25 protein-coding genes, 1 pseudogene and 1 riboswitch are annotated in these 21,236 nt (G+C 36.7%); of the genes and pseudogenes, 23 read left to right on the forward strand and 3 right to left on the reverse strand.

The genetic code is table 11. The features are described from left to right. The first annotated feature begins 195 nt into the window (after positions 1 to 195). The 6 genes from C8270_RS11125 (at position 196) to C8270_RS11150 (ending at position 4,793) form a co-directional block, all read left to right on the forward strand. Entirely contained in the window at positions 196 to 795 is a 600-nt protein-coding gene (locus C8270_RS11125; protein WP_158701702.1) for a DUF2953 domain-containing protein, read from the forward strand. A 19-nt stretch (positions 796 to 814) separates the two neighbouring features. After that, complete coding sequence (ytfJ, locus tag C8270_RS11130) at positions 815 to 1,288, forward strand: GerW family sporulation protein (protein WP_106496896.1); 474 nt, start codon at positions 815 to 817, stop codon at positions 1,286 to 1,288. A 132-nt stretch (positions 1,289 to 1,420) separates the two neighbouring features. Beyond that, positions 1,421 to 1,921: a thiol peroxidase gene (tpx, locus tag C8270_RS11135; RefSeq protein ID WP_106496897.1), complete on the forward strand. Its 501-nt coding sequence runs from the start codon at positions 1,421 to 1,423 to the stop codon at positions 1,919 to 1,921. Positions 1,922 to 2,076: 155 nt separating this feature from the next. Continuing rightward, positions 2,077 to 3,060 carry a class I SAM-dependent methyltransferase gene (locus C8270_RS11140; RefSeq protein WP_106496898.1) on the forward strand — a complete coding sequence of 328 codons (984 nt, stop codon included), beginning with the start codon at positions 2,077 to 2,079 and terminating at the stop codon, positions 3,058 to 3,060. Between the two features lie 14 nt (positions 3,061 to 3,074). Then, on the forward strand, positions 3,075 to 4,259 hold the full coding sequence (locus tag C8270_RS11145) for an acetate kinase (RefSeq protein ID WP_106496899.1): 1,185 nt from the start codon (positions 3,075 to 3,077) through the stop codon (positions 4,257 to 4,259). Between the two features lie 24 nt (positions 4,260 to 4,283). After that, positions 4,284 to 4,793 carry a MogA/MoaB family molybdenum cofactor biosynthesis protein gene (locus tag C8270_RS11150; RefSeq protein ID WP_106496900.1) on the forward strand — a complete coding sequence of 170 codons (510 nt, stop codon included), beginning with the start codon at positions 4,284 to 4,286 and terminating at the stop codon, positions 4,791 to 4,793. Positions 4,794 to 4,830: 37 nt separating this feature from the next. On the opposite strand, the gene C8270_RS11155 is transcribed toward C8270_RS11150, so the two are convergent. Then, entirely contained in the window at positions 4,831 to 5,265 is a 435-nt protein-coding gene (locus C8270_RS11155) for a universal stress protein (protein WP_106496901.1), read from the reverse strand. Positions 5,266 to 5,394: 129 nt separating this feature from the next. On the opposite strand from C8270_RS11155, the gene C8270_RS20280 reads away from it, so the two are divergent. The 3 genes from C8270_RS20280 to ald all read left to right on the forward strand — a co-directional run bounded on the left by C8270_RS20280 (position 5,395) and on the right by ald (position 7,680). Further along, entirely contained in the window at positions 5,395 to 5,547 is a 153-nt protein-coding gene (locus tag C8270_RS20280) for a hypothetical protein (RefSeq protein ID WP_199794673.1), read from the forward strand. Positions 5,548 to 5,682: 135 nt separating this feature from the next. Next, the gene (locus C8270_RS11160; RefSeq protein ID WP_106496902.1) at positions 5,683 to 6,441 is read left to right on the forward strand and encodes an SDR family oxidoreductase; all 759 of its coding nucleotides are present in this window, start codon (positions 5,683 to 5,685) and stop codon (positions 6,439 to 6,441) included. Positions 6,442 to 6,561: 120 nt separating this feature from the next. After that, the gene (ald, locus tag C8270_RS11165; RefSeq protein WP_106496903.1) at positions 6,562 to 7,680 is read left to right on the forward strand and encodes an alanine dehydrogenase; all 1,119 of its coding nucleotides are present in this window, start codon (positions 6,562 to 6,564) and stop codon (positions 7,678 to 7,680) included. A 116-nt stretch (positions 7,681 to 7,796) separates the two neighbouring features. On the opposite strand, the gene C8270_RS11170 is transcribed toward ald, so the two are convergent. Continuing rightward, entirely contained in the window at positions 7,797 to 8,894 is a 1,098-nt protein-coding gene (locus C8270_RS11170) for a M24 family metallopeptidase (protein WP_106496904.1), read from the reverse strand. A 165-nt stretch (positions 8,895 to 9,059) separates the two neighbouring features. Here C8270_RS11170 and C8270_RS11175 point away from each other — a divergent pair, with 165 nt between their 5' ends. The 6 genes from C8270_RS11175 to C8270_RS11200 all read left to right on the forward strand — a co-directional run bounded on the left by C8270_RS11175 (position 9,060) and on the right by C8270_RS11200 (position 13,846). Beyond that, positions 9,060 to 9,569: a DUF4178 domain-containing protein gene (locus C8270_RS11175; protein WP_106496905.1), complete on the forward strand. Its 510-nt coding sequence runs from the start codon at positions 9,060 to 9,062 to the stop codon at positions 9,567 to 9,569. 15 nt (positions 9,570 to 9,584) lie between these two features. Continuing rightward, positions 9,585 to 10,256 carry a PspA/IM30 family protein gene (locus tag C8270_RS11180; protein ID WP_106496906.1) on the forward strand — a complete coding sequence of 224 codons (672 nt, stop codon included), beginning with the start codon at positions 9,585 to 9,587 and terminating at the stop codon, positions 10,254 to 10,256. Positions 10,257 to 10,377: 121 nt separating this feature from the next. Continuing rightward, positions 10,378 to 11,043, forward strand: coding sequence for a DUF4247 domain-containing protein (locus tag C8270_RS11185; protein WP_106496907.1), 666 nt, complete (start codon positions 10,378 to 10,380; stop codon positions 11,041 to 11,043). Between the two features lie 15 nt (positions 11,044 to 11,058). Further along, complete coding sequence (locus tag C8270_RS11190) at positions 11,059 to 11,454, forward strand: DUF350 domain-containing protein (protein WP_106496908.1); 396 nt, start codon at positions 11,059 to 11,061, stop codon at positions 11,452 to 11,454. A gap of 87 nt (positions 11,455 to 11,541) precedes the next feature. Further along, a complete protein-coding gene (locus C8270_RS11195; protein WP_106496909.1) occupies positions 11,542 to 13,092 on the forward strand; it encodes a polyamine aminopropyltransferase in 1,551 nt (516 codons plus the stop codon). Positions 13,093 to 13,165: 73 nt separating this feature from the next. Next, positions 13,166 to 13,846: a metal-dependent hydrolase gene (locus tag C8270_RS11200; protein ID WP_106496910.1), complete on the forward strand. Its 681-nt coding sequence runs from the start codon at positions 13,166 to 13,168 to the stop codon at positions 13,844 to 13,846. Between the two features lie 439 nt (positions 13,847 to 14,285). On the opposite strand, the gene C8270_RS11205 is transcribed toward C8270_RS11200, so the two are convergent. After that, positions 14,286 to 15,029: a type II secretion system protein gene (locus C8270_RS11205; RefSeq protein WP_106496911.1), complete on the reverse strand. Its 744-nt coding sequence runs from the start codon at positions 15,027 to 15,029 to the stop codon at positions 14,286 to 14,288. A 63-nt stretch (positions 15,030 to 15,092) separates the two neighbouring features. Here C8270_RS11205 and C8270_RS11210 point away from each other — a divergent pair, with 63 nt between their 5' ends. The 8 genes and pseudogenes from C8270_RS11210 to C8270_RS20760 all read left to right on the forward strand — a co-directional run bounded on the left by C8270_RS11210 (position 15,093) and on the right by C8270_RS20760 (position 21,228). Then, positions 15,093 to 15,539, forward strand: coding sequence for a type II secretion system protein (locus tag C8270_RS11210; protein WP_106496912.1), 447 nt, complete (start codon positions 15,093 to 15,095; stop codon positions 15,537 to 15,539). Further along, positions 15,532 to 15,948, forward strand: coding sequence for a hypothetical protein (locus C8270_RS11215; protein WP_106496913.1), 417 nt, complete (start codon positions 15,532 to 15,534; stop codon positions 15,946 to 15,948). Before C8270_RS11210 ends, C8270_RS11215 begins: the two co-directional genes overlap by 8 nt. A 5-nt stretch (positions 15,949 to 15,953) precedes the next feature. Beyond that, the gene (locus tag C8270_RS11220) at positions 15,954 to 17,579 is read left to right on the forward strand and encodes a GspE/PulE family protein (protein ID WP_106496914.1); all 1,626 of its coding nucleotides are present in this window, start codon (positions 15,954 to 15,956) and stop codon (positions 17,577 to 17,579) included. A gap of 12 nt (positions 17,580 to 17,591) precedes the next feature. Next, complete coding sequence (locus C8270_RS11225) at positions 17,592 to 18,635, forward strand: type IV pilus twitching motility protein PilT (protein WP_106496915.1); 1,044 nt, start codon at positions 17,592 to 17,594, stop codon at positions 18,633 to 18,635. After that, positions 18,636 to 19,835, forward strand: coding sequence for a type II secretion system F family protein (locus tag C8270_RS11230; RefSeq protein ID WP_106496916.1), 1,200 nt, complete (start codon positions 18,636 to 18,638; stop codon positions 19,833 to 19,835). It abuts the gene before it with no gap. A gap of 45 nt (positions 19,836 to 19,880) precedes the next feature. After that, positions 19,881 to 19,965, forward strand: a riboswitch (cyclic di-GMP riboswitch). 40 nt (positions 19,966 to 20,005) lie between these two features. Continuing rightward, the gene (locus C8270_RS11235; protein ID WP_106496917.1) at positions 20,006 to 20,380 is read left to right on the forward strand and encodes a prepilin-type N-terminal cleavage/methylation domain-containing protein; all 375 of its coding nucleotides are present in this window, start codon (positions 20,006 to 20,008) and stop codon (positions 20,378 to 20,380) included. A 95-nt stretch (positions 20,381 to 20,475) separates the two neighbouring features. Next, positions 20,476 to 20,742 (forward strand): annotated as a pseudogene (locus C8270_RS20755) (prepilin peptidase); the annotation flags it as partial. A gap of 36 nt (positions 20,743 to 20,778) precedes the next feature. Then, positions 20,779 to 21,228: a prepilin peptidase gene (locus C8270_RS20760; protein WP_325034799.1), complete on the forward strand. Its 450-nt coding sequence runs from the start codon at positions 20,779 to 20,781 to the stop codon at positions 21,226 to 21,228. Positions 21,229 to 21,236: the final 8 nt, after the last annotated feature.

The following is a 21,236-nucleotide window of genomic DNA, read 5'->3' on the forward strand; positions in this document are numbered from 1 at the left end:
CTATGATAAGTTTATCATTTTTTCTGTTTAGTTGCGATTTTTGGTTAAAAATAGCATAGAAGTAACAGAATAGGAAGGAATTGTTTTACTTTTTTACATTTTAGGGAATTCTTTTAAAGTGCTTAAGTATAAAGGGTAAAGTCAGCATTCGTTAAAACAGTGGCAATGCTGGGTTCCTCTATGGAGTTGATAGTCTTGATTTGGATTATAATTTCTTTATTTATTATCATTTGCATTGTACTTATTCTGTCAAGAGTATATATAGTAGTTTCACTTGAATATCTTGAGGATAAACAAATACTTCATGCCTATATAAAGCTGTACGGAATTCGAATATTTAAAAGAAGAATTGATCTGTCAGAGTTGGATACCTCGAATTCGTGGAAGGATACATTTAAAGATAAAAACTTTAAAGAAAGCCTCGAATACATTTATCATGCTGTCCAAAACTTTTTTGAAATGGTAAATGATGTCGTGATGGCGACCCGGATTTTTTTAAATCGTCTATCTGTACATAACATAGAATGGTATACCGATTTTGGTACTGGGGAGGCAAGCGGAACTGGGATAGCAGCTGGTGGAATATGGACAGTAAAGGGATTTATGATTGGATTACTAGACAATTTAAGTCAGATAAAATGTACACCGGATTTGCAAGTTACTCCCTATTTTCAAGGTAAATTTATTTATTCAAAATTTGATTGTATGGTATCGATTAGAATAGGACAAGCTATACACGCACTTATTAAAGTGATACGGAAATCATCGTTTCGAAAAAAAGAAGCATTGATTTAAAGGAGGATCAAAAATCAAAATGAGTGAACATCCAATACAAGGATTAATGACGACGGCAATGGAAAATTTGAAAGATATGATTGAAGTAAACACTATTATTGGTGATCCAGTTGAATCACCAGATGGAAGTGTGATCATTCCAGTTTCAAAAGTTGGTTTTGGTTTTGCTGCCGGTGGAAGTGATTTTAGTGGAAAAAAGAAAGGGTCTGACCAAGGTGGCAGCGAGCAAAAAGGGATGCCATTTGGTGGAGGTAGTGGTGGTGGTGTATCCATAACTCCGGTTGCATTTTTAATTGTAAGTGCCAAAGGAATAAAAATGGTGCACCTTGATGGGAATACCCATTTGGTGGAAAAAATGTTGGATTTTGCTCCTCAGGTAGTGGAAAAAATACAGCAAATGTTAAAAGAATCCGGACAATCAAAGAAACCAAAAAAGCAAAATAAAGAAAAAGAAGACGAAGATAAAGAGCAACAATCAATTTATGATATATAAAACGGAACTACATTTAAAATTATGACCGTTCACAAAACTGTTACAACTTTTAGGGGCATGATAATGGACACTTGCTGGCAGATTATTCATAATAAGAAGTGAAGATAAAGAAAAATAGGAGGAATGATTCGTATGGCAAATGTTACATTCAATCAAGATCCTGTCACACTTCTTGGCACAGAAATCAAAGTAGGGGATAGTGCACCAAACTTTACGGTATTATCAAATGAACTTAATGAAGTATCATTGGATAAATATCAAGGTAAAGTGAAATTAATTGCAGCTGTACCTTCTGTAGATACTGGCGTTTGTGCAGAAGAAACAAGACGTTTTAATGAAGAAGCTGAGAAGATTCCTGGGGTTCAGGTGTTAACCATAAGTATGGATTTACCATTCGCGCAAACACGCTGGTGTGCAGCAAACGGTATTAAAAACCTTGATACGTTGTCAGACCATCGTGACGCTGATTTTGGTGAAAAGTATGGTGTTTTAATTAAAGAATTACGACTGCTTGCCCGAGCCGTTTTTGTGGTTGATTCAAACGATAAGGTTACATATGTTGAATATGTAGACGAAGTAACGAATCATCCAGATTATCAAAAAGCACTTGAAGCAGCTAAAAGCGCTAAATAGTTAAATTAAAGTCTCTCTTGCTTTTAAATAGTAAGGGAGGCTTTTTGTTTATTTCCACTAAATAAGTTTCTCTAATTACCAGGTTCATTAATTTGTACAGACGCACCCATCTTTTGTTACAATGATAAAGCTTAGATGGAACGGAGGATGGACAGATGGAAAAAACAAATGTAGAAAAACTTTTCGACTGGATTGATCAGACATCATTAATGATCCAGCAAAATAAAAATGAACCATACTTAGATAGTTTAGCAACCACACTGGAATGTCTTTTTTACCAGGATATAACCGATGATGTGGATGATATAGTAGCGCAAAAAATCCAGCATGCGTTAAAGAATTTGTCGTTTCATTCCTTTGAGACGGAAGAGATTCGTAAGGCAATCCAACTGGCTATTTTAAAAGGGATGAAAGATTCGACACAGCAACAACATTTGATGACACCTGAAACAGTAGCATTATTAATCGGATATCTTGCTGAAAAAGTAACGAAAGGACACGAAAAACTTCGCGTATTTGATCCCGCTTGCGGTACAGGAAGCTTATTGACAACTATTGTAAAACAATTAAAGCAACCAACAGAAGCTTTTGGTAGTGAAGTGGATCCAACGCTAATTAAGCTTTCGTTATTAAATGCTAATTTACAAAAAGCAAATATTGAATTTTTTCATCAGGATAGCTTAAGTCCGTTTTTGTTAGATCCGGTTGACTTAGTCATCGCTGATTTGCCTGTTGGATATTATCCGGATGATATACGCGCAAATGATTATGAATTATCAGCGAACGAAGGGCATTCTTATGCGCATCATTTGTTTATTGAACAAAGTATGAATTATACAAATGATGGTGGATATTTAATTTTTGTCATTCCAGATTTTCTATTCAATAGTGATCAAGCGGATAAACTTCATGCTTATCTACAGAAAAATGCTCATATAATTGGGGTTTTACGTCTACCAGAAAGTGCGTTTAAATCAGAGAAGAGTGCAAAAAGTATTCTTGTGTTACAAAAAAAGGGCAACCAAACAAGTTCACCGAAACAACCATTGCTAGTACAACTACCATCGTTAAAAAATGCGAAGGCAATGAATGATATTTTAGATCAAATGAACAGTTGGTTTGCAAATTATTTAGTGTGAGAGGTTGAATCAAAATGCGTAATATTTTAGCTATAAATGCAGGGAGTTCCTCATTAAAATTTCAATTGATTCAAATGCCTGATGAGAAGGTATTAGCAAAAGGCGTATTTGAACGAATTGGGCTAGAGAGTCCTATTTTCACCATTACGGTCAATGGAGAAAAGGAGAGTCTGGAAGCAGATATACCTAGTCATGAAGCAGCGGTCAAAAGGTTATTAGAACGGCTAAAAACTTCAGGGGTTATTCACTCATTGGATGAAATTAGTGCCGTTGGTCACCGTGTTGTCCATGGAGGGGAACGTTTTACCGATTCTGTTAAATTAACGGATGAGGTTATTCACGAAATTGAAGAAGTATCTGAATTGGCTCCACTCCATAATCCAGCAAACTTAACAGGTATTCAAGCATTTCAGGAAGTTTTGCCAAACGTCCCAATGGTTGCTGTTTTTGATACAGCGTTTCACCAAACCATGCCAGAAAAATCGTATTTGTACAGCCTGCCGTATGAATATTATGAAGAATATGGTATACGAAAATATGGATTTCACGGTACATCACATAAATACGTATCACAACGGGCTGCGGAAATGCTGGAAATTCCACTTGATCAACTACGCTTGATTTCTTGTCATTTAGGAAATGGTGCAAGTATCGCAGCTATTGAACACGGGAAATCAATTGATACGTCAATGGGTTTTACACCACTTGCAGGAGTGACAATGGGAACGCGATCCGGCAATATTGACCCAGCTTTAATCCCGTATATTATGGAGAAAACAGGACAATCTGCAGATGATGTTATTAATGTATTAAATAAGCAAAGTGGTATGCTAGCGTTATCTGGTTTTTCTAGCGATTTACGGGATATTGAAGAACAGGCAGACGTGAATGATCGCGCGGAACTAGCTTTGGAAGTCTTTGCAGCCCGCATTCACAAATATTTAGGATCCTATGCAGCAAGAATGTCAGGAGTAGATGCGATTATTTTTACCGCGGGTGTCGGAGAAAATAGTGCAACAATCCGGGAAAAAGTGTTAACAGGGTTAGAATTTATGGGTGTATACTGGGATCAATCATTAAATAATGTTCATGGTAAGGAAATGTTTATTAATTATCCACATTCCCCTGTAAAGGTAATGGTAATCCCAACAAATGAAGAAGTGATGATTGCCCGTGATACAGTGCGTCTAACATCATAACTAAAAGAGAGGAGCTGTGTGTTTATGGTACATCATGTTACACATCGTTCCGTAAATTGTATGGTAATCACAATTAGTGACACAAGAACAAAGGATACCGATAAAAGCGGAAGATTAATGATGGAATTCCTTGAGCAATCGGGACATCATGTTGAGGCAGCAGAAATTGTTCCGGATGAAAGCGCGGCAATTCAAGAAATGATTAAAATTGGTTCTGAGAATCCAGCTGTTGATGTAATTTTAACAAATGGTGGTACAGGGATTTCCTTTCGTGATGTAACAATAGAAACAGTTAAAAGCATGCTTGATAAGGAAATGACTGGTTTTGGCGAAATTTTTCGGATGCTCAGTTATCAAGAAGATATTGGATCAGCAGCGATTCTTTCCCGTGCTATTGCTGGAGTAATTAGTCATACTGCGATATTTGCAACACCAGGTTCATCTGGTGCTGTTAAATTGGCTATGGAGAAGTTAATTCTTCCTGAACTGTCACACGTTGTACAGGAAATAACAAAAGATTTGGATAAACACTAAAAGCGCCGCCTTCAATAAAAAGGAGGCGCTTTTGTACTTACCTGACTACCAACACGTCACAATTAGCATAACGAGTTATACTTTCCGATACGCTACCAATTAAAAACCGCTCAACAGCATTCATCCCAGTCGCACCACAAATAATCAAATCTGCTTGAAAGCTATTTGCCACATCCTTCGCAATTTTAACTTTTGGAGAACCGTACTCTACACAACGGACAATATCATCAATACCTGCTAACGTTGCTTTTTTCATATATCCATCCAATAATTCCTTCGCATAAGTTTCGGAGCGTTCTGCTAATGTACGATCGTATGCTTCGGCAGTTGCAAATGTCCTGGAATCAACAATATGGGTGAGAATCAGCCTTGCTTTATTTCGTTTCGCAATATCTAATGATTTGTTAAACGCAGCTTCTGATGCTTTAGATCCATCAACGGCAACGACAATATTTTTGTATTCAAAGTTCATTTTGCATCTCCCCTTTTTAATTTATTTACCCTTTGTTACAACACTATAATCTACTTGTTAAAACTGGAAAGAAAAACCGCTTTTTTGTTACAGTTTTGTGTACATACTAAGTCTTACGGAGGTGATAGCTTGACGAAGAAAAACATTCCTTTTGAAGACAAAAAAGGCGTTGAATCGGTAAAAAATCAATTAATAGAAAGTTATCAAAGTGGTGTTATAGAAGATAAAGAAAATTTATCTAATAACAGAAGTATTCACACATTTAATAATCAAAAAAAATAATGGCCCATCTAATCCATCCCAGTAATATGGGGTGGATTAATATTTTGTTTCCTTCTTTAATTTAGTATATTATGGTATAATTCCATTCATGATAAGTGGTTCACTTCCTTAGATTTTTTGTAGAGGAGGAACAAAATGGGACATGCACTAATAACGGCAGGGACATCTGGATTAGGAAGGATGGTTACCGAGGCTTTTTTGCGGGCAGGACATAGCGTCACAACCACGTATAGAAATAATTATGATAAAGCCAATGAGGTAAAGAATGAATTGGCTGCCTATCGTGATTCGTTATCAATTGTTCAAGCGGATGTAACGAAGAAACATGACATTGGAAATTTAGTAAATGAGGCAGTGAAAAATTACGGTGGGATCGATTATTTGATTAATAATGCAGGGCCGTTTATATTTGAACGGAAAAAATTACTTGATTATACGGAAGATGAATGGCATGACATGATTGGTGGGAACCTGGATGCGGTATTTTATTTATTAAAATTGACGATTCCGTTCATGCGCGAGCAACATTTCGGACGTATTATCAACTATGGATTTCAAGGTGCAAATAGTGCTTCTGGCTGGCTATACCGTTCTGCTTTTGCCGCAGCTAAAAGTGGTTTGGTTTCGTTAACAAAGACAATTGCTTTTGAGGAAGCGGAATATCAAATTACTTCAAACATGGTGTGTCCAGGTAATATTGTTGGGGAAATGAAAGAATCACGTATTGCAGAAAGCCGAAAACAACACGATGATTCAACACCAATAGGCAGACCGGGAACAGGGGAGGATATTGCACGGACTATCCTATTTTTATGTGATAAGGATTCTGATATGATTACAGGTTCTATTTTTGAAATAACTGGTGGACTGGACGTGATTAATCGGTATCGTTAATAAAGAAACTTTTGATGCAATTTCAGAAAAACTTTGTTACAATGAAAGTGCTTTCAGGACAGTAGTGAAGTTCCCGATAACTTGGGATAGAAAATAGGAAATCCAGGGGAGGTAGTTGAAATGAAAATAGGGGTACCAAAGGAAATAAAAAATAACGAAAACAGGGTTGCAATGACGCCAGCTGGAGTTTTATCGCTAAAAAGCGCAGGTCATGATGTATATGTGGAAACCGGTGCTGGATTGGGATCAAGCTTTACGGATGAACAGTATAAAGATGCAGGTGCAATTATCACACCGACTGCAAAGGAAGCCTGGTCACAAGAAATGGTTATGAAAGTAAAGGAACCATTACCAGAGGAATATGATTATTTTTATGAAGGCCTTATCTTATTTACATATTTACATTTAGCAAATGAACCAGAATTAACAAAAGCAATGATTGACAAAAAAGTAGTTGGGATCGCTTATGAAACTGTACAACTCCCGGACCGCTCATTGCCACTATTAACGCCAATGAGTGAAGTAGCAGGAAGAATGTCAGCGCAAATTGGTGCACAATTCCTAGAAAAATCCAAAGGTGGCAAAGGGATTCTGCTTGCAGGTATTCCTGGTGTGAAACGCGGAAAAGTTACCGTTATTGGCGGTGGTGTTGTTGGTACAAATGCAGCGAAAATAGCTGTTGGTCTAGGTGCTGATGTGACGATTATCGATTTAAGCCCGCAACGTTTAAGGGAGCTAGATGATTTATTCGGATCATCTGTTAATACGGTGATGTCAAATCCAATGAATATTAGTGAAGCAGTTGCAGAATCTGATCTTGTTATTGGTGCGGTATTAATTCCTGGAGCAAAAGCACCCAAATTAGTGAAAGAAGAAATGGTACAAACGATGCGTGATGGATCCGTAATTGTCGACGTAGCGATTGATCAAGGTGGAATAGTTGAAACAAGTGATCATGTCACAACCCATGATGATCCGACATATACGAAGCATGGTGTTCTTCACTATGCAGTAGCAAATATGCCTGGTGCTGTTCCGCGTACATCGACAATCGGATTAACAAATGTTACCGTCCCATATGCATTGCAATTGGCAAACAAAGGTTATAAACAAGCATGCATAGATAATCAAGCATTACGGAAGGGAATTAATACATTAGATGGTTATGTGACATATCAAGCTGTCGCAGAATCACATGGCTTGCATTATGATACAACAGAATCGTTATTGGAAAAATAATGCTGTTATAAAAAATGAGGCTAACCCTAATAGGGAAAGCCTCATTTTCTTAAAATATAAAATTTGTGGCGCTATTATGCTCACGCTCTTAGTCTGTAAGGGCGCTTGCGCTTTTCTTATTCAATAATTTGTAATTCTTTTGGTGATTTGGTTAGCTGTTCTGGCCCTTTGGCTGTCATGTAAATCATATCTTCAATACGGACACCGCCAGTATTTGGAACATAAATCCCTGGTTCGATAGTATAGCACATACCTTCTTTTAAGGTTAATTCATTATTGCTATGCATGGATGGGTATTCATGCGTTTCGATTCCTAATCCATGTCCAATCCGATGGGTAAAATATTTTCCATAACCGGCTTGATCGATATGATTCCGTGCAGCTAAATCAATTTTTCCAACAGCAGTACCTAATTGTGATGCTTCAATTGCTTTTTGTTCTGCTGCGAGTACCGTGTTGTATATGGTCCGTTGCTCATCTGTAATAGATTTATAAGCAACCGTTCTTGTGGTATCGGAACAGTACCCTTCAAAAATAACGCCAAGGTCGAATAATACAAGGTCACCTTTTTCAATCTTTTTCATTCCGGGTGTCCCGTGTGGGGAGGCAGTTTGGGTGCCGGAAAGAGCCATTGTTGAAAATGACATTCCTTGAATCCCTTGTTTTTTCAATTCGTATTCGATTGTCGCAATCACTTCTAATTCACTTACGCCCTCTTGGATTGCCTTTATCCCTGTTTCCACTCCGAAGTCAGCTAATTGGGCTGCTTGTTTCAATAATGTATACTCTTTCTTGCTTTTAATTACACGTAAGTTGGCAAGTATCTCTTGGACGTTAACAATGGATGCTTGCGGCAAAATTTGTTTAATTTCATTGAAGCGTTCCAGTGTGATTTGATCATACTCGATTCCAATTGACTGTGGCATGTTGTTTGTTTTTTTCAAAAATGACTGAAATAATTGCCACGGGTTTTCATTGTCACTATAACCGAGAATTTCAAATTTCCAACCAGCCCTTTTCGCATCTTCTTCCTCCATCGCCGGCACAATTAACAATGGATCATGAAAACGGCTTAAGTAAACAGCAATCACCCTTTCATGTGGGTCTGTATAATAGTTACTTAAATAATAAAAATTAGCTGTTGACGTTACAAACATACTATCTAAATTATTTCTCTTCATCTCTGCTGCAAGTGTTTCGATACGATTTGTCATTGAATTCACCTCATATGTAGAATATCTCCAGTATAACAAAGTTTAATTTCTTTTCATAAAGGAATGATGCTACTAAAATAAAATTGAAAAAAAGTGAAACCTAAATTTAATTAGGTCGTATTACATAGAGAATACTATATTTTTAAAGAGACAAGAGGTGACTATGTGGGGCTGTTTGGTAATCTATTTTCAAAAAAACAAACGAAACCTGCACCAAAAGAACGAACAGTATTATCCATTCAGATTGGTGATATCGTAACATATGATCTAAGGGACTATGAGGTTGTTGGTAAAATTACTTACCGTGATGGTGGTTACGAATGGTTTGGTTATCAATTACTTGAAGGGCATGATACAATTTGGTTATCAGCCGAAATGGATGATGAATTAGAGGTAGGGATGTATAAAAAGATACAGTTGCCTGTTTCAAAGCCATATCCAAAAGAATTAGTATATGATAATAAACGGTATTATTTAGAGGAGCGCGGGACTGCCAGAGTAGTTGGTGAGGGAAGAAGTGCAAATCTCCGCGGTACCGAAACAGACTATGCTGATTATAGTGATGAGGATGAAGAACATTTCTTAAGTCTTGAATCATGGGGTACGGAAATTGAAGTGAGTTATGGCTATCCAATTGAATCATATGAATTAAAAATTTTAGCTGGATCAGAATAAAGGAGGAATATTTAAATGTTTAAATTTTTTAAACGAGTAACAACGGTGGTAAGTTCGGAATTGAATTCTTTGCTTGATAAGGCAGAAGACCCGGTAAAAATGTTGGATCAATTCATGCGGGACATGGCCGAAGATATTCGTGAGGTAGAATCTTCTGTTGCCAAACAAGTTGCTAATGAAAAAATGTTAAAACGCAAGGCTGATGATGCACAGGCAATGGTCGACAAACGACAAAAACAGGCGGAGCAAGCAATTGAATCAGGGAACGAAGATTTAGCTCGTCGTGCATTACAGGATAAAAATGACCATGAAAGTCAAGCGCAAATGTTAAAAGAATCTTGGGAACGCGCAAAAAATGATGCTGATGTATCACGAGAAAAATTAGATGAAATGAAAAAAGAATACCAGGAAATGAAATTGAAAAAAGATTCATTAAAAGCACGTGCTGAATCAGCTAAGACACGTACTAAAATGAATAGAACGATGTCATCTATTGGCGGTGATGAATCAAAACAGGGATTCGAGCGTATGGAAGAAAAAGTAATGCAATTTGAAGCAGAAGCAGAAACAAGTGAAGATCTATCAAAATCCAGTCGTACATTAGACGATGAATTTGAAGAGTTAGAAAAAAATAGTGTTGATGATGAGCTAGCTGCACTCAAAAAGAAAATGGGTAAAGATGAATAAAGGTTGTTCAAATAGATTCAAGTGATGAATTTCTTTGGACATACATGAATAGAATGAAACAGGGGACAGAACCTTTGTTAAAAGGCTGTCCCTCATTCTTGAATAGAAAGGGGGATCCTGTTTGTTAAGAAAATGGAGTGTATTCATAGGTTTATTATTCATAATGGTAATAGCTGCCTCTTGTTCATCCCCTTACCAGCAATTCTCAGAAAGAGGCATGTCAGATGAAGTATCGATTACAGCAGATGATATTCCAGAAGAGCCGGATAAGCAAGAACTTATAGATAAAATTGAAGGGAATACAAGCAATCAAGTTGATGACATTATTGAAGCCAACTTCCCCCTAATGGATGTAGTATCAGGTGAAGGTAATCAACAAGCTGAAGTTTTTGCAACTAATCGATTTGAACTTGACGAATTAGCATCCGTACTTACTACTGCAATGGAACCGGATAAAACAAGTGAAGTAAAAGATAATCAGCAGATATTCATTTATCCAAATCATTTTGTTACCTTAAAGGAAAGTGAAGATGATCGTGATGTGCTTTTAATTGAAGTTGCAGCGGATGAATTCGTACGCAGAAATTATTCACCTAGTTTTTTAGGTACATATTTTACATTTAGGCTTTTGGATGGCATGTTTGGTAACAATTGGAGCAGCAGAAGGGCACAAACTTGTCAATCAGGAGGATGTTATGGAGGCTATACTGGAAAAGAATACCACCCGGACGGACAGCGTCGTGGAAGAACGTCATTCAGAGGTGGCGGGCCAGGAGCAGGAAAATAAAAGGAGTGTGAGAGAATGGGACCGTTTGTAGCAACATTTGTTTATTTTGTACTATCAATTGTGATTGTAATGATCGGTTTAGCTATATTTGAATTTATGACAAGAAAATACAAAGATATGGATGAGGTTCTCAAAGGTAACCATGCAGTCGCATTATCAATCGCCGGAAAAATAATCGGTATCTGTATCATTTTAGCATTTGCGATTTACCATAGCACTGTAATTTATGAAACCCTTATATGGGGAGCATATGGTGTTCTATTACAAATGATTGCATATTTATTATATGACTTGTTCACAAGGAAATTTTCAGTCGAGGAACAATTGCTTAAAAATAATATTGCTGTGGGGATAATCTCTATGAGTGTTTCGGTTGGACTTGGTTTTGTAATTGGTGCATCCATTACATAAAGAAAAAGAAAATGAAATAACAGAAATAGTAGCGGTCAGCCATATGTGCTTGACCGCATCGTTATTTATGGGTATGGAGTGGGATAGATGGACGAGCAAGCAATCAGGAAAAGTAAGTTTATTTACTGGGCATCAGGAATTGTATCAATTTGTGGGATTATTTTTGAAGTGTTATTCGGAGCATTAGGATCGTACATATTGGGTGACGGGGTAAAACAATACACACTGACCATTTCCTTGTTTTTAACTGGTATGGGTATTGGGGCAAGCCTCAGTGAACGTGTGATGAAAAATTTAATTCTTGCCTTTGTTTGGATTGAGTTCGGTGTGGCCATTATTGGCGGTTTTTCCAGTTTTACGATGTTTGGAATTACCGCTTTTGCACCAGCTGGAACGGATGCTTTTTATTTATATTTGATTACGTTTCTCGTTGGTGCTTTAACGGGGGTTGAGTTACCAATCCTTATTCGGAAGGCAAATGAAATAGGTGTGACACTAAATAAAAGTACTGCACGTGTGTTATTCTCTGACTATGCTGGTGGACTTGTTGGTGGAGTATTATTTGCGTTTTTTTTACGACCCCAAATGGGTATGGTGAAGTCAGCGTTCTTCGTTGGTTGCATAAACCTTGTTGTAGCCATGATTGTTTTGTGGTTGTTTCGCAAAGAGATTCGGCACTTTTTTGTACATGTCGTTATTGGACTATGTATCGGAGTTTTATTAGTTGTAGGTTTATTTTTTGGAGAAGAAATGGCCTTCACGTTTGAACAAAAATTGTATAAGGATCCAATTGTTCATATGGAAGAAAGTCAGTATCAAAAGATCATTTTAACCAAAGACCAAGAAGATACAAGATTGTATTTGGATGGGTCACTGCAACTTAGCTCAACTGATGAATACAGGTATCATGAAGTACTCATTCATCCAACAATGAGTGCTGCTACATCACATGATCATATTTTGGTTCTGGGTGGTGGTGATGGCGTCGCTGCTAAAGAAATTTTGAAATATGATGATGTAGAGGACATAACACTTGTTGATCTTGACCCGGCAGTTATTGAATTAGCAAATACAAATCCGCAAATGCTTGAGCTTAATGAGGGTTCACTGAAAAATGCAAAGTTGGACATTTTTAACGAAGATGCTTTTCAATTTTTAGAGGATAGTGACGCGTGGTATGATGTCATCATTATTGATCTTCCTGACCCAAATAACGAGAGCCTAAACAAGCTTTATACGAAAGAATTTTATTCACTTGTACGTAATCACTTATCACCAGACGGTGCAGCGATGATTCAATCAACAAGTCCTGTTTTTGCTACAAAAGTATATTGGACGATATCAAAAACGGTGGAGTCAACAGGATTACAGGTAAATAATCTTCATGTCGACGTTCCCAGCTTTGGAAATTGGGGCTTTGTAATGGCAAGTAGAAAGGAAATTAATTTAGATACGATTGATATCACTGTTCCCACGAGGTTTTTAACAACCGATGTACTGTCTAACTTAACTAAATTTGGAAAAGATGAAGATAAGGTAATTAAAAATGAGGACGGTGACACGATTGATTTAAAACAAAACACACTTATCGATCCAAACTTGATTCAACTATATGAAAAAGCATGGAAAAACTACTAAACGGGTAAAGGAAATAGGAAAGTTTTATCGAATGTATTAATGTAGGAGATTTTTAGGAAAGGGAGCGATTTTAATGAACGTATCATTTCATGGACAGTCAGTCGTAAAAGTGGAAACAAATAAACATACGATTTTATTTGATCCGTTTATTTCGGGGAATGAGAAGTGTGATTTGAATGCTGACACTATCAAAGCAGATGTTATTTTGCTTACACATGGACACAATGATCATGTTGGGGATACCGTTGAAATAGCCAAACGAAATGATGCATTAGTGGTTGCGCCAAATGAACTGGCTAATTACTTAGGTGGAAAAGGATTAAACACACATCCAATGCATATTGGTGGTGCACATGAATTCGACTTTGGTAAAGTGAAGTTTACGCAAGCATTTCATGGATCTTCTTATACCGAGGAAGATGGAACTATTATATATACTGGGATGCCTGCTGGAATATTGTTAACCGTTGAAGGGAAGACAATTTATCATGTCGGAGATACGGGGTTATTTAGTGATTTAAAATTAATCGGTGACATGAATGATATTGATGTTGCATTCGTGCCAATCGGTGATAATTTTACAATGGGACCAGAAGACGCCCTCATTGCGGCAGACTGGATTCAAGCCGACACTGTCGTACCAATACATTATAATACATTCCCGGTGATTGAACAGGATCCAGATGATTTTGCTCAGAAAGTTAAGACTGGAAAGGGAAAAGCATTAAAAATTGGAGAAGCGATGGAATTATAAGAAAAACGTGAGCTGAGTTAGCTCGAATAGTCAGATAACGCGGAGAAATATAAGGAATAACGCGAAAGACAGCATATCAATTGGTATGCTGTTTTTTTGTATAACAGCATGTATATATTTAAACAACAAAACATCATAATAACTAATACACCTATGCTAAAAGGACTGCTATCTTATGCTAACTAAGAACCGTTTTTCTCACATAGTTTGTTGCTATTGATAGAAACTGCTACCTACTTTACTGTGACTTCCTCTAATCCTTATAAGGTAAGGGCTAATCCAGTGATAAGGAAAAATACTCGCTTACCATGAAGATGCTTCAGCAGCATTTCATCGCACGAGCATATATTCTAAAAATAGAAGTGTTAAAACCATTTTATACTCTATTCGCATTGTTAAGTACAGTTTTCTTTACAAATGCTGTACTACTTAGATTTGCTCACGTCTTTTTCTTACACTGTAACGTAGATTTTTTGTGATCACGAATTTCTTGATTGCCACAAAGGGCTTTTCCGTCAACTTGGATGCTCCCGCTTGTTATGACCTTGGCTTTATTATATAGGTTAATATTCTTGTTAAAGTGTGCAGCACCGGATATTTTAAGTTTGACATTCTCCTCTACAATGGTGTTATTTCTTACTACTAGAGATCCTATTATCTCATAGTAATTGTTGCAATTTCCTTTTTTTAAGATTAGCTTATCCAGCACAATAGATCCTCTAAATTTGCATGGGACATTTTCACTTTCTTCTTTACCAGCATCAATATATAAGTCGTGATCATCTTTATGATTCCAAGTAGTTTCCAAAGAAAAATTATTTCCTGAATTATTAGTTGTTGTTATTTTTACCGATAAAGGTTTATTATAATCAAGGTTTTTGACACAGTGATTAATCGTCTTGAGCGGCTCCTCACCGTTAGATATAGTTAAATGGGTTATGGTTAAATTATCTTTTCCATTAAAACAAAGTTCATCACCGGAAAGATATTTTCCTCTCATTGTATTAATTAAAACGTTTGTGTCCTGTTTTAATGAAATATTTTCACTTGCTTCTTTTTGGTTATTGAACATTTCCATGACTAGAGTTGATGATAGTGTAATAACGATAATAAATAAACTAAGTGCAGCTAACAACTCTACTAATGTCATTCCGTGTTCGTTTTTATATTGTCGAAAATTCATGTTCTTCACATCCAATAAGATGATATAATAAGAAAAAAGCCACAATGAAAGGAGTGAGCTCTTTTGACTAGAAAAATTGATAGAAAAAGTAATAGTGGGTTTACTCTTATTGAAATTATAGCATCAATTGCGATTTTGGGAATGGTAATTGCAGTTTTTTTGCCGATTTTCCCACAAATTATGAAATGGACAGTTAACACGGATAATGAATTAGTGGCTAGTAATCTACTAGGACAAGTGGCCTATGATGTGAAAAATGCAAGCATCATTGATCAGAAGACAGGAACGATTTCTATTTGTCCTACGTATTCGTCAATTAAAAAGAGTTCATTAGGTAATCTTTCATCCTATACGTTGAATGATAACGACTACTCCGTAAAATTACATATATGTAAAGAAAAAGATGTGGACTTATACCGGACAAATATTCAGATTTATACCGCTACTAATAAAAAGGTCAGTGAATCATATACGTATATTTCGGGCCATTCAGGTGATGTAGATGAATAATTTTAAAAATCAGCGTGGAGCAGCATTCGTTATTACATTAATGATCATTACACTATTTCTCTTGTTTATTTTAACTCAGTTTCATCAAGTTACAAACACAACAAAACAGGTAACAATAGTAGAGAAAACGCTTGATGCACAGCTTATTGCTGAAATGGGAGTTGATTACTATCGTGAATTGGTAGACAAGTATATACAAGATGAGGAGATTAAAGATCCAAATAAAATAACACTTCCAGAGCCAAATCCCCCCACAATTGATTCAAATCATGCGTATCAAATTTCAGCTTACAAAATGATAGAGAAATCTGATACAAAGGTGATAATTACTTTTAGAAGTACCGGTATAGCCTTTGATAAGGAAAAACAGATTGATGATAAAATTACCATTCATTTTGCAGAGGAGTGATTGCCGTGAAAACACGCAAACGTTTAGGAGACTTACTTCAAGATGCGGGTCTAATAACGAATGATCAACTAAATGAAGCACTAGAAAATAAACGAAACGATCAAAAGTTAGGAGATGCATTGCTTGAGCGTGGATACATTACAGAGCGACAACTAATCGAAGTGTTGGAATTCCAATTAGGGATTCCCCATGTTTCGTTATATCGTTATCCAGTTGATGAACATGTTTTAGGACTTGTCTCAAAAGAAGTCGCTCAAAAAAATTACATTATGCCATTAAAAATTCAAGATAATACACTACTTCTTGCGATGAAAGACCCCATGGATTATTACATTATCGATGACTTGGAATTGGGAACAGGTTTTAGTATATCGCCAGTAATTGCAGCAAAAGATGATATTTTGTATGCGATCAATAAATTTTACTTTAAAAATGAATCAGAAATGGTAATTGATCAAACAAATGAAAATGATGAAGCACCAGTTATTCGTCTGTTGGATCAGCTACTAAATACAGGAATTCAATTAAAGGCAAGTGATATCCATATTGATCCACAAGAAACAAACGTTCACGTACGTTACCGGATTGACGGTAAATTACAGACTGAAAAAATAATTCCAAAGCAAATGCAGAATTCTTTAGTTGCCCGGATTAAGATTCTAGCAGATTTAAATATTACCCAAACAAGGCTTCCACAAGATGGACGAATTAAAACTACTGTAGGTGTCACACCAGTAGACTTACGGATATCCTGCCTGCCAACGGTTCATGGCGAAAAAGTTGTTGTCCGTATCTTAGATTTAAACAATGCCTTAATGCACTTAAATGAGTTAAACTTTTCAGAGGAAAATCGTAAAAAGTACAAACAATTAATAACGAATCCGTCCGGCCTTGTATTATTAACAGGTCCAACAGGATCAGGAAAAACATCAACATTATATGCTTCAATCAACCAGTTGAATACAGAAAACGTTAATATTATTACAGTTGAAGATCCAGTTGAATATCAGTTAGAGGGAATTAACCAAGTCCAAGTTAATAGTGCAATCGGGCTTACGTTTGCTAGTGGTTTGCGTTCTATTTTGCGACAAGACCCAAATATTATCATGGTTGGGGAAATTCGTGACCAGGAAACAGCCGAAATTGCAATTCGAGCGTCTTTAACAGGGCACTTAGTGTTTAGTACATTGCATACTAATAGTGCCATTGATACTGTTCCACGATTAATTGATATGGGAATTGAACCCTATTTAGTTGTCTCCTCATTGACTGGTATCGTAGCCCAGCGTTTAGTCCGTAAAATCTGTCGGGACTGTGCGACAAAGCGGGAACCAACCAAAATGGAAGCAGAGATTTTTTCGAAAAATTGTGTGGATGTAGAGCATGTCTATTATGGAAAAGGCTGCAGTAGCTGTCACCAGCGTGGTTACCGGGGCAGATTAGCAGTTCAAGAAGTATTGGTGGTTGATGAAACAATAAAAAGTATGTTGTTGAATAACAAATCAATCACTGATATTCGATCCTATGTAAAAGAACAGGGGATGGCATTTTTAATTCAGGATGGGTTAGACAAGATTAAACAAGGGTTAACAACAATGGAAGAAATTTTGCAGGTTTCGATTAGGGTGTAAGGGGGTAAAAGAATGAAAGAGCAGTTTGATAGATGGTTAATTGATGCATGTCAAAAAAAAGCATCTGATGTGCATTTAACGGTTGGAAAGGCCCCTATTTTTCGAATAAATGGACAGTTGACGGAGCAAGCTACAAAAAAATTGGAACCGTCTGACACGGAACAAATTGTCAAAGCGATCATTCCTGATAACCAATGGTCTCAATTGGAGCAACAGCGTGAATTGGATTTCTCCTATGGAATTAGTCATGTATCACGGTTTCGAATCAATACATTTTATCAAAGAGGTGCATTGTCACTTGCTATCCGGATCGTCCCGACGGAAATTCCGTCAATTGATGAATTGCATTTACCGTCGATTATGAAAGAAATAATTTATCAGCCACAAGGGTTAATACTTGTAACCGGTCCTACAGGAAGTGGGAAAAGTACAACCCTAGCTTCGATGATCGATTACATGAACAAAACATTAAAAAAGCATATTATTACGCTTGAAGACCCGATTGAATATATGCATGAACATGATCAATCTATTATTGATCAACGTGAAATTGGTTTTGATGCTAATAGTTTTCAGGGTGCACTTGTAGCGTGTTTGCGTCAAGACCCTGACGTTATTCTCGTTGGGGAGATGCGTGATTTAGAAACAATTTCAACAGCGATTACAGCTGCAGAGACTGGACATTTAGTATTAGGAACTTTACACACGCAAGACGCTGTATCAACAATCGAACGAATTATTGATGTCTTCCCAGCGGAACAGCAAACTCAAGTGCGAATTCAATTATCGACGGTCTTAAAAGCCGTTATTTCGCAACGGCTCTTAATGAAAAAAGACAATATGAGACGGATTGTTGCTACAGAAGTTTTAATCAATACGTCAGCAGTGAAAAATTTAATTCGTAATGAAAAGCTGTTTCAAGTCCAAAATGTGTTGCAAACGTCGAGAGAACTAGGAATGCACACACTTGAGATGGATCTAAAACGGTTGCTTCAAGAAGATAAAATCGCTTATGAAACAGCTGCTCCTTTTATGCAGGAGAGGGGTTTGTATTAGATGAACTATCAATATACTGGCAAACGAATTTCGGGGCAAAAAATAACAGGGAAAATTGAAGCGGATTCCAAAAAAGCTGCACTGTTTCAACTGGAGAAAAACGGGTTGATCATTTTTGCTATCGATGAAACCAAACCATGGAACAAAGACATTATTTTAAATAAAAAGATCAAAAATAAGGATTTTGTTATCTTTCTTCGGCAATATGCTACGTTAATTCATGCAGGGATTTCTATTTCAGACGCTACCAAAACGATGATGATGCAAACGGAAAATTATTCATTAAAAAACGCGCTTACAGATATTAACAAGCAGCTTGAGCAGGGACAAGCCCTTTCCCAAGCTGTAGAACGTCATCCAAAAGTTTTCCCAACACTACTTGTTAACATGATCCGTGCAGGAGAAGCTAGTGGAAAGTTAGATGAAATTTTAAATCAAATGGCTGATTATTATGAGAAAGCGTACCGAAACAAACAAAAGGTTATTTCTGCGCTATTGTATCCAAGTGTTGTTGGTGTTATAACACTTTTACTTAGTTTATTTTTATTAGTATTTGTCGTACCACGATTTGTTAGTATGTTTCATTCCTTTGGCGGGGAAATACCAGCTTTCACGCAATTCGTTATGACCTTAAGTGATTGGGCAGGTTCTTATTGGTGGTTATTGTTCGTTTTAGTTGTACTTTGCTTACTAGTATATAAGTATCTTATGCAATATAATGCTTTCATTTATCGTATTGATGTGATAAAAATGAAACTCCCCTTTCTTGGTGTACTCGTGCATAAAGGGGCATTAGTCCGTATGACACAAACACTGAGTACGTTGGTTAATAGTTCCGTACCCATCTTACAATCTGTTGAAATAACTGAAAAGGTTGTTGGAAACCGTGTCATGCAAGATGTGCTTGAAAAGGCACGTAAATCCCTTGAAGTAGGCGAATCGATTACAAAACCAATGAAAAAGCATTGGGCCTTTCCTGCACTAGTCATCCAAATGATTCAAATTGGGGAGAGAACCGGGACTTTAGACCATATGTTGTCAAAGGCTGCAGAATTTTACGAAGAAGAAGTGGAACAATTGTCCAATCGAATCAAAACATTAATCGAACCAATTATGATTATTATCCTGACCGTAATTGTCGGCAGTATTATTGCGGCAGTGGTTATTCCGATGTTTTCGCTGTTTGGAAATATTCAATAGAATAATATAGATTTTTGTCTAGTAATCAATTATAATCTTAATAGGACTAAAGTAGGGCGCGATGATAGACTATCTTTAATCTGGGCACTTTGGATAGTCAGGAGTGAGTAGTGCAACCGACTAATTAAGTTCTCATAGCTTTCTATCATTATAAAAAGGTGGGGATTTTTGTGTTTGCACGAATGAAGAAAATATTGAAAAAGGAAAAAGGATTTACGTTGGTAGAGTTACTAGCAGTCATCGTTATTTTGGGAATTATTTTAGCGATTGCGATTCCAGCAGTTGGGAACGTTATCAGTAAATCAGAAAACGATGCTAAACAAGCCAATATTGATTTAATATTAAATGCTGCAAGGTTGGCTGATGTTAATGGTGAGTTTAGTGATGATATGAAGGTTTCTGAATTAAAAGATGAAGGTTATTTAGAAGAAATTCCAGAAGTTCCTGGTGAAGAAGAAGAAACATATGGTGAGGGTACTGTAAAGAAAAATGAAGATGGAACATTCGAATACACAAGTGATATTGGAAAGCCATCCGAAGATTAACACTAATTAACGAATCGTAATCATAATATTTTAACGCCTTGCACCGACTGTGACAGGGCGTTTTATTCACTATATTATTGCAAGGAGAACTGTGAATGGACACTTCGCTAATTTTTTTATTCTTCCTATTGGGCTTAATCTTCGGTTCATTTTTTAACGTCGTTGGTCTACGTTTACCCACGAAACAGCCTTTTGCAAATGATCGCTCAATCTGTCCACAATGCAAACAAACGCTTTCCTGGTATGAGCTTATCCCTGTATTATCATTCCTACTGCAGCTAGGGAAATGTCGGCATTGTCAGGTAAAAATATCCCCGATTTATCCCATAATCGAGATAGCAACTGGATTTCTGTTTGCATGTAGTTACGTTTTATTTGGTTTGCATTTGGAGTTAATCATGGCATTATTATTGATGTCGATGTTGATCATTATTTTCGTTTCTGATATTACATACATGTTGATCCCCGATAAGCTATTACTGTTCTTTTTACCACTTTTTATCGTGATGCGATACGTTGAACCCCTTGATCCGTGGTGGTCAGCAATTGTTGGAGCCTTAATTGGTTTTGCTGTTATTGCGATTGTAATCCTTGTTAGCCGTGGCGGTATGGGAGCGGGGGATATGAAATTGTTTGGAGTTCTAGGAATTGTGTTGGGAATGCAAAAGGTGTTACTAGCGTTTTTCCTCGCTTGTGTGATTGGTGCGTTTATCGGCATGCTGTTGCTCCTATTTAAGGTGATTGAACGTAAACAGCCTATTCCATTTGGGCCATATATAGTTGTGGCGGCAATTGTAACCTATTTTTACGGTGACTCTCTATTAAACTGGTATTTAAATCTTTTATAAGCAGGTGA

It is taken from the genome of Lentibacillus sp. Marseille-P4043 (assembly GCF_900258515.1).
In the GTDB taxonomy this organism is placed as follows: domain Bacteria; phylum Bacillota; class Bacilli; order Bacillales; family Amphibacillaceae; genus Lentibacillus_C.

Coding starts and splice junctions, on each gene's coding strand:
- ytfJ (WP_106496896.1), top strand. CDS start 815: ATGAGTGAACATCCAATACAAGGATTAATGACGACGGCAATGGAAAAT.
- tpx (WP_106496897.1), top strand. CDS start 1,421: ATGGCAAATGTTACATTCAATCAAGATCCTGTCACACTTCTTGGCACA.
- C8270_RS11140 (WP_106496898.1), top strand. CDS start 2,077: ATGGAAAAAACAAATGTAGAAAAACTTTTCGACTGGATTGATCAGACA.
- C8270_RS11145 (WP_106496899.1), top strand. CDS start 3,075: ATGCGTAATATTTTAGCTATAAATGCAGGGAGTTCCTCATTAAAATTT.
- C8270_RS11150 (WP_106496900.1), top strand. CDS start 4,284: ATGGTACATCATGTTACACATCGTTCCGTAAATTGTATGGTAATCACA.
- C8270_RS11155 (WP_106496901.1), bottom strand. CDS start 5,265: ATGAACTTTGAATACAAAAATATTGTCGTTGCCGTTGATGGATCTAAA.
- C8270_RS11160 (WP_106496902.1), top strand. CDS start 5,683: ATGGGACATGCACTAATAACGGCAGGGACATCTGGATTAGGAAGGATG.
- ald (WP_106496903.1), top strand. CDS start 6,562: ATGAAAATAGGGGTACCAAAGGAAATAAAAAATAACGAAAACAGGGTT.
- C8270_RS11170 (WP_106496904.1), bottom strand. CDS start 8,894: ATGACAAATCGTATCGAAACACTTGCAGCAGAGATGAAGAGAAATAAT.
- C8270_RS11180 (WP_106496906.1), top strand. CDS start 9,585: ATGTTTAAATTTTTTAAACGAGTAACAACGGTGGTAAGTTCGGAATTG.
- C8270_RS11190 (WP_106496908.1), top strand. CDS start 11,059: ATGGGACCGTTTGTAGCAACATTTGTTTATTTTGTACTATCAATTGTG.
- C8270_RS11195 (WP_106496909.1), top strand. CDS start 11,542: ATGGACGAGCAAGCAATCAGGAAAAGTAAGTTTATTTACTGGGCATCA.
- C8270_RS11200 (WP_106496910.1), top strand. CDS start 13,166: ATGAACGTATCATTTCATGGACAGTCAGTCGTAAAAGTGGAAACAAAT.
- C8270_RS11205 (WP_106496911.1), bottom strand. CDS start 15,029: ATGAATTTTCGACAATATAAAAACGAACACGGAATGACATTAGTAGAG.
- C8270_RS11215 (WP_106496913.1), top strand. CDS start 15,532: ATGAATAATTTTAAAAATCAGCGTGGAGCAGCATTCGTTATTACATTA.
- C8270_RS11225 (WP_106496915.1), top strand. CDS start 17,592: ATGAAAGAGCAGTTTGATAGATGGTTAATTGATGCATGTCAAAAAAAA.
- C8270_RS11230 (WP_106496916.1), top strand. CDS start 18,636: ATGAACTATCAATATACTGGCAAACGAATTTCGGGGCAAAAAATAACA.
- C8270_RS20760 (WP_325034799.1), top strand. CDS start 20,779: ATGGCATTATTATTGATGTCGATGTTGATCATTATTTTCGTTTCTGAT.